Source organism: Nioella sp. (genome assembly GCF_964229645.1).
GTDB lineage: Bacteria > Pseudomonadota > Alphaproteobacteria > Rhodobacterales > Rhodobacteraceae > Nioella.
The window spans coordinates 1-4,662 of the sequence record NZ_CAXREX010000315.1 but is presented as its reverse complement, the minus strand read 5'-3'; the positions used below and the strand labels follow the sequence as shown (position 1 = coordinate 4,662).

The window sequence follows — 4,662 nt, the reverse complement described above, 5'->3', positions numbered from 1 at the left end:
CCCGAAGCCCGGACGTGCCCAGATCCAAACCAAGATACATGGGTCCTCCCAATGGCGCCCTCCCCGGTCGCCATATTTATTTTATTGATTGAATTAATTTCACGACGCGCGACTCGAGTCAAGCCTCTGCCGCGCCCGGGTAGCCGAAAATGGCCTGTCACCCCCCGTGCACCCCCCGTACACCCCCTGTGCACCCCCCGTGCAGACGAAAGCCCCAAAATGCATCGCGGCGGCCAGAGTCTCCCCGGGCCGCCGCGCGCTTATTCTTGTACAAGATCAGGTCACATCTGGCTTGGCAGCCAGAGCACGATCCAGGGGAAGGCAACCAGCAGGCCGATGGTGATCGCATCGGCGATGAAGAAAGGCGTCACCCCCTTGAACACGTCCTGCACGCTGAGATCGTCACGCACACCGGCCACCACGAAGCAGTTCAATCCGATGGGCGGCGTGATCAGGCAGAACTCTGCCATCTTCACCACGAGGATGCCGAACCAGACCGCGCACATGGTGCCGGACATGCCGAAGGTGCTGGCCTCTGCCGTCACGTTCATGCCGCCGTTGAGCGCCATGACCGCCGGGAAGACCACGGGCAGGGTCAGGAGCAGCATCCCGATTGCATCCATGAACATCCCCAGCACCGCGTAGGCCAGCAGGATGCAGATCAGGATCAGCATCGGCGACATGTGCAGCGTGGTCAGCCAGTCGGCGAAGGCGCCGGGCAGGTCGGCGAAACCCAGGAAGCGCACGTAGATCAGCACGCCCCAGATGATGGTGAAGATCATCACGCTGAGCTTGGCGGTTTCCAGCAGCGCCTCTTTCAGTTCCGGCCAGCGCATGCCGCGCCATAGCGCCATGAGAAAGACGATGAAGGCCCCGATCGCGCCGCCTTCGGTCGGCGTGCCCCAGGCGTCGCCGCCGAAGGGGTTGTAGACGAAGAAGATGATGATCACGACCACCATCACGATGGGCAGGGCGGGGGGGAGCGACTCGAACCGCTCTCGCCAGGTGAAGCCGGTCACCGGCGGGCCGAAGTTCTTGATCGTCTTGGCCAGGCCAATGATGAGCAAGGCATAGATCACGGCCGAGAAGACGCCGGGAATGAAGCCCGCCAGCAAAAGCCGCCCAACATCCTGTTCCACGATGATCGCGTAGATCACCAGGATCGCTGATGGCGGGATGAGCGAGGCCAGCGTGCCGCCGGCGGCAACGACACCCGCCGCGAAGCGCTTGTCATAACCCACGGCCAGCATCTCGGGGATAGCGATACGGGCAAACACGGCGGAGGTCGCGACCGATGCGCCGGACACAGCGGCAAAGCCGGCCGTCGCGAAAACGGTGGACACGGCCAGGCCGCCCGGCACCCAGGCGAACCACCGCTTGGCGGCTTCGAACAGCGCCTTTGTCAGGCCCGCGTGATAGGCGAGATAGCCGATCAGGATGAAGGTCGGGATGAGGCTGAGCGCCTGGCTGGAAATCTTGGAATGCGGCACCTGGCCCGCGGTCTGCACCGCAACGCCGAGCGCCCACATGAAGTCCTCGGGGTCATAGCCTCGGCGGCTCCAGAAGATCCAGATCAGGCCCACGAGGCCGGTCAGGCCAGCAGCAAAGGCCACACGCATGCCCAGGATCACCAGCACCAGAAGCAGGCCAGAGACGATCAGGCCGATTTGAATGGGTTCCATGACGCGCTCTCCTCAGTCGTCGTGGCCGGAGACCTGCGCGGCCTCCATCGCCGCGACGGTCGCGGCATCGGCATGAAGGGGAACGCCGACCGGGTTTTCCTGTCCGGACACCAGCGCGCGGCCATAGACGAACAGCTGCAACGCGAGCCGCAGGCACAGGACCGAGAAGGCAATCGGTGCCAGCAGCTTGGCAGGCCAGAGCGGCAGGCCGATATCCATCGAGCTGTCGCGGCTGAACAGGGGCGAACCCCAGTCAAAGCTGCGCTGGAAATGCGCGAAAGACCCCCAGACCAGCAGCAGCATGAGGATCAGGATCGCCAGCGTCGTGACGAATTCTGCCGCCCACATGGCGCGCCCGCGCAGGTTGCCTACAAGCAGGTCCATGCGAATGTGCCCGCCCTCGCGCTGCGTATAGGCGATGCCCATGAAGGCAATCAGCGGCATGGCTTGTTCGATCCAGTCCACGTAGCCCGAGATCGGCTGGTTCATCGCGTTGCGCCCACCGACCGAGACCACGGCGAGGATCATCAGGGCGAACACGGCGAGGCCGCTCAGCAGGGCGAATTTGCGTTCCAGCCACAAGAGGCTGCGGTCAAGGCGGCTGATTGTGCTGTCATCGGACAGCACGAGGGATGCTCCGGCCATCGGAGATCCTCCTTGGTCTGGTGGGGTCCCGAAAGGAAACGCCCCGCCCGGGATTTGTCCGGGCGGGGCGCGGTGTCAGGCTCAGTTGCCTTCGGCGATCAGGCCGGTGACGAAATCGTAGAGCTCCTGCGCGGGCAGGCCGCGTGCGGTGTTCTCCTCGATCCAGGCAGCCGCAGCCGGGGCGGCAGCCGCTTCGCGGAAGGCGGCAAGTTCCGCGTCACCGAAGGTGATACGCTCGATGCCACGGTCGTCCAGCGCCGGGCCCCAGGCGGCCATGGTCTGGTTGTTGTAGTAGTCGAGGTAGTGCTGCATCGCTTCGTCAACAGCACCCATCAGGATCTCGCGCTCGGCCTCGGAGAGCGATTCCAGCGCGTCGGTATTGACCACGACCGGGCAGTTCACGGTGCCGGGGTTGAGGTTGGTGGTCCACCAGTCGGCGTTCTCGATGGTGCCGTAGGACATGTGGGCGTGGGGGGCGAAGCTGACCGCCTGCACAACGCCGCTGTCCATCGCCTGGCGCACTTCGGTTGCGGTCATCGAGGTCGGCACCGCGCCGATTGCGGACATGGCGGCCCCGATGCCGCCAGTGGCCCGCACGGCCATCCCGGCGAAATCCTCGACCGATGCGGGCGCATCGCCGCGACCGACGAAGTTGTACTGCGGCAGCGGCGAGGGCATGAGCAGCGTTGCGTTCCAGCGCGCCAGGTCCGCCTGCACGGCCGGGTGCTGGTAGAGCGCCATGGAAATCTCGGCTTCCTGCTCAAGCGAGCTCACGCCCAGGAAGGGCAGTTCCAGCACGGTGATGGAGGGGTTCTTGTCGGCGTGGTAGCCGGCGCAGAACTGGGCCATCTCGAAGGCACCGATGGAGATGCCATCAAGGTTCTCGCGGTTGCCCGACAGGCCGCCGTAGGAAATGTTCATGGTGAAGGAGCCACCGGAGCGCTCGGCCACCAGTTCGGCCAGACGTTCCACATGCTCGGTGAAGGCGCGGCGCGAGCCCCAGACCGACACGTTCCATTCGGTTGCAAAAGCTTCGGCTGCGAAGCCAACGGTAAGGGCCGCAACGGCGGTTGCGGTGATCGTCTTTTTCATGATGTCCTCCCAATTGATCACGCATTTCGCGGATGACGGGAGTATGGCGGCGGTCCTGCGGCGATGCCTATGAAGGAAATTGCGCAGTCGGCGTCCAAAGGCCTGCGGATTTCCGCAGGGGTGTGTCAGACCTTATTCAAAAGCCGCAAAAGCACCCATACGAGCCCCGCCCCAACAAGCGCACCGACCCCCGCCACTGCGATCATGTAAGGGATCGTGATCATCCAAAGCGCCATGAACATGTAAACCGCCTCGGCAAGGCCGCCCGGCCCTTCGTAAAGCAGCAACCCTGTCACGATGAAGCCATGCGACAGCACAAGGCCGGAATAGGCACCAAGCGCCATGGCCATTCCCGTTCGAAAGGCTCCGGGATCCCGGCTGATCAATTGCCTCAGTCTTTTTCTCGTCATGACCGCGACCACGAGAAATGGGGGTTCTGCCCACAAGGCAAATGGCAAGAGCAGCTCGACCCCCCGTTCCCATGACACCACTTCGACGCCGCGCCCGAGCAGGATAGCGCGCGCCGCCACTCCGTAGAGCGCCATGAGGACAGGCCCCGAAAGCCAGGTCACATGGAAGAAGAGCCCTATCAGAAAACGGTGACGGGGATGTATCTGTTCAAGATCGCCCATGCCCTTAGCAGAGCGCCGATCGGCCAAGTCAGCATTGACCTTGATCAAACATGGGCAATGTCATCCTTCCGGTAGCCGGGCGCGGGCAATGGCTGCGTGAACCTGCGCGCCATGCAGCAGGGCGGCGTCGTTGAAATCGTAGTTGGGCGCGTGCAGCGGGGCGGACCCTTCGCCGTTGCCGATGAAGGCGAAGCAGCCCGGCACGCGGGACAGGAACCGGGCGAAATCCTCGGATCCGGTCATCGGTTCTGCCCGCGTGGCCGTGACATCGGACACCGGACCCGCGGCCTGCATCATCGCCTCGGCAAGCTCGGCGTCGTTGATCGTCGGCACGAATTCGCGGTCGTAACGAAGGCGCGCCTCGATCCCGTATTGCAGCGCGATCCCCTCTGCCAGGCGGCGCATCTCGGTCTCGATCGTGGCGGATACCTCGGGGCGGAAACTGCGGGCGTCGCCCAGGATCCGCGCGAGGCCGGGCAAGGCATTGCGGGTGCCGTCAGTCACAAGCTCGGTCACCGAAACCACGGCTGTATCGACCGGCGCGATGCGGCGCGCGACGATGGTCTGAAGGTCCATCACCAGGGCACAGGCCGGCACCATGACCTCGCGCC

General features: G+C 64.2%; 5 protein-coding genes. All 5 read right to left on the bottom strand.

The window, feature by feature from the left end; translation table 11 throughout:
* Positions 1–281: 281 nt before the first annotated feature.
* Positions 282–1,682 carry a TRAP transporter large permease gene (locus ACEQXV_RS19610; RefSeq protein WP_370254309.1) on the bottom strand — a complete coding sequence of 467 codons (1,401 nt, stop codon included), beginning with the start codon at positions 1,680–1,682 and terminating at the stop codon, positions 282–284.
* Between the two features lie 12 nt (positions 1,683–1,694).
* Positions 1,695–2,327, bottom strand: coding sequence for a TRAP transporter small permease subunit (locus ACEQXV_RS19605; protein ID WP_370254308.1), 633 nt, complete (start codon positions 2,325–2,327; stop codon positions 1,695–1,697).
* Between the two features lie 81 nt (positions 2,328–2,408).
* Positions 2,409–3,419, bottom strand: a complete 1,011-nt coding sequence (gene dctP / locus ACEQXV_RS19600) for a TRAP transporter substrate-binding protein DctP (RefSeq protein WP_370254307.1) — start codon at positions 3,417–3,419, stop codon at positions 2,409–2,411.
* Between the two features lie 125 nt (positions 3,420–3,544).
* Positions 3,545–3,964: a hypothetical protein gene (locus tag ACEQXV_RS19595; RefSeq protein WP_372526249.1), complete on the bottom strand. Its 420-nt coding sequence runs from the start codon at positions 3,962–3,964 to the stop codon at positions 3,545–3,547.
* A 147-nt stretch (positions 3,965–4,111) separates the two neighbouring features.
* Positions 4,112–4,662, bottom strand: a 551-nt coding sequence (locus tag ACEQXV_RS19590) for a M20/M25/M40 family metallo-hydrolase (protein ID WP_370270569.1), incomplete at its 5' end; no start/stop codon positions are given.

What these genes read in the sequence shown, in the direction of transcription:
- dctP (WP_370254307.1), bottom strand. Translation starts at nt 3,419, where the DNA reads ATGAAAAAGACGATCACCGCAACCGCCGTTGCGGCCCTTACCGTTGGC.
- ACEQXV_RS19595 (WP_372526249.1), bottom strand. Translation starts at nt 3,964, where the DNA reads ATGGCGCTCTACGGAGTGGCGGCGCGCGCTATCCTGCTCGGGCGCGGC.
- ACEQXV_RS19610 (WP_370254309.1), bottom strand. Translation starts at nt 1,682, where the DNA reads ATGGAACCCATTCAAATCGGCCTGATCGTCTCTGGCCTGCTTCTGGTG.
- ACEQXV_RS19605 (WP_370254308.1), bottom strand. Translation starts at nt 2,327, where the DNA reads ATGGCCGGAGCATCCCTCGTGCTGTCCGATGACAGCACAATCAGCCGC.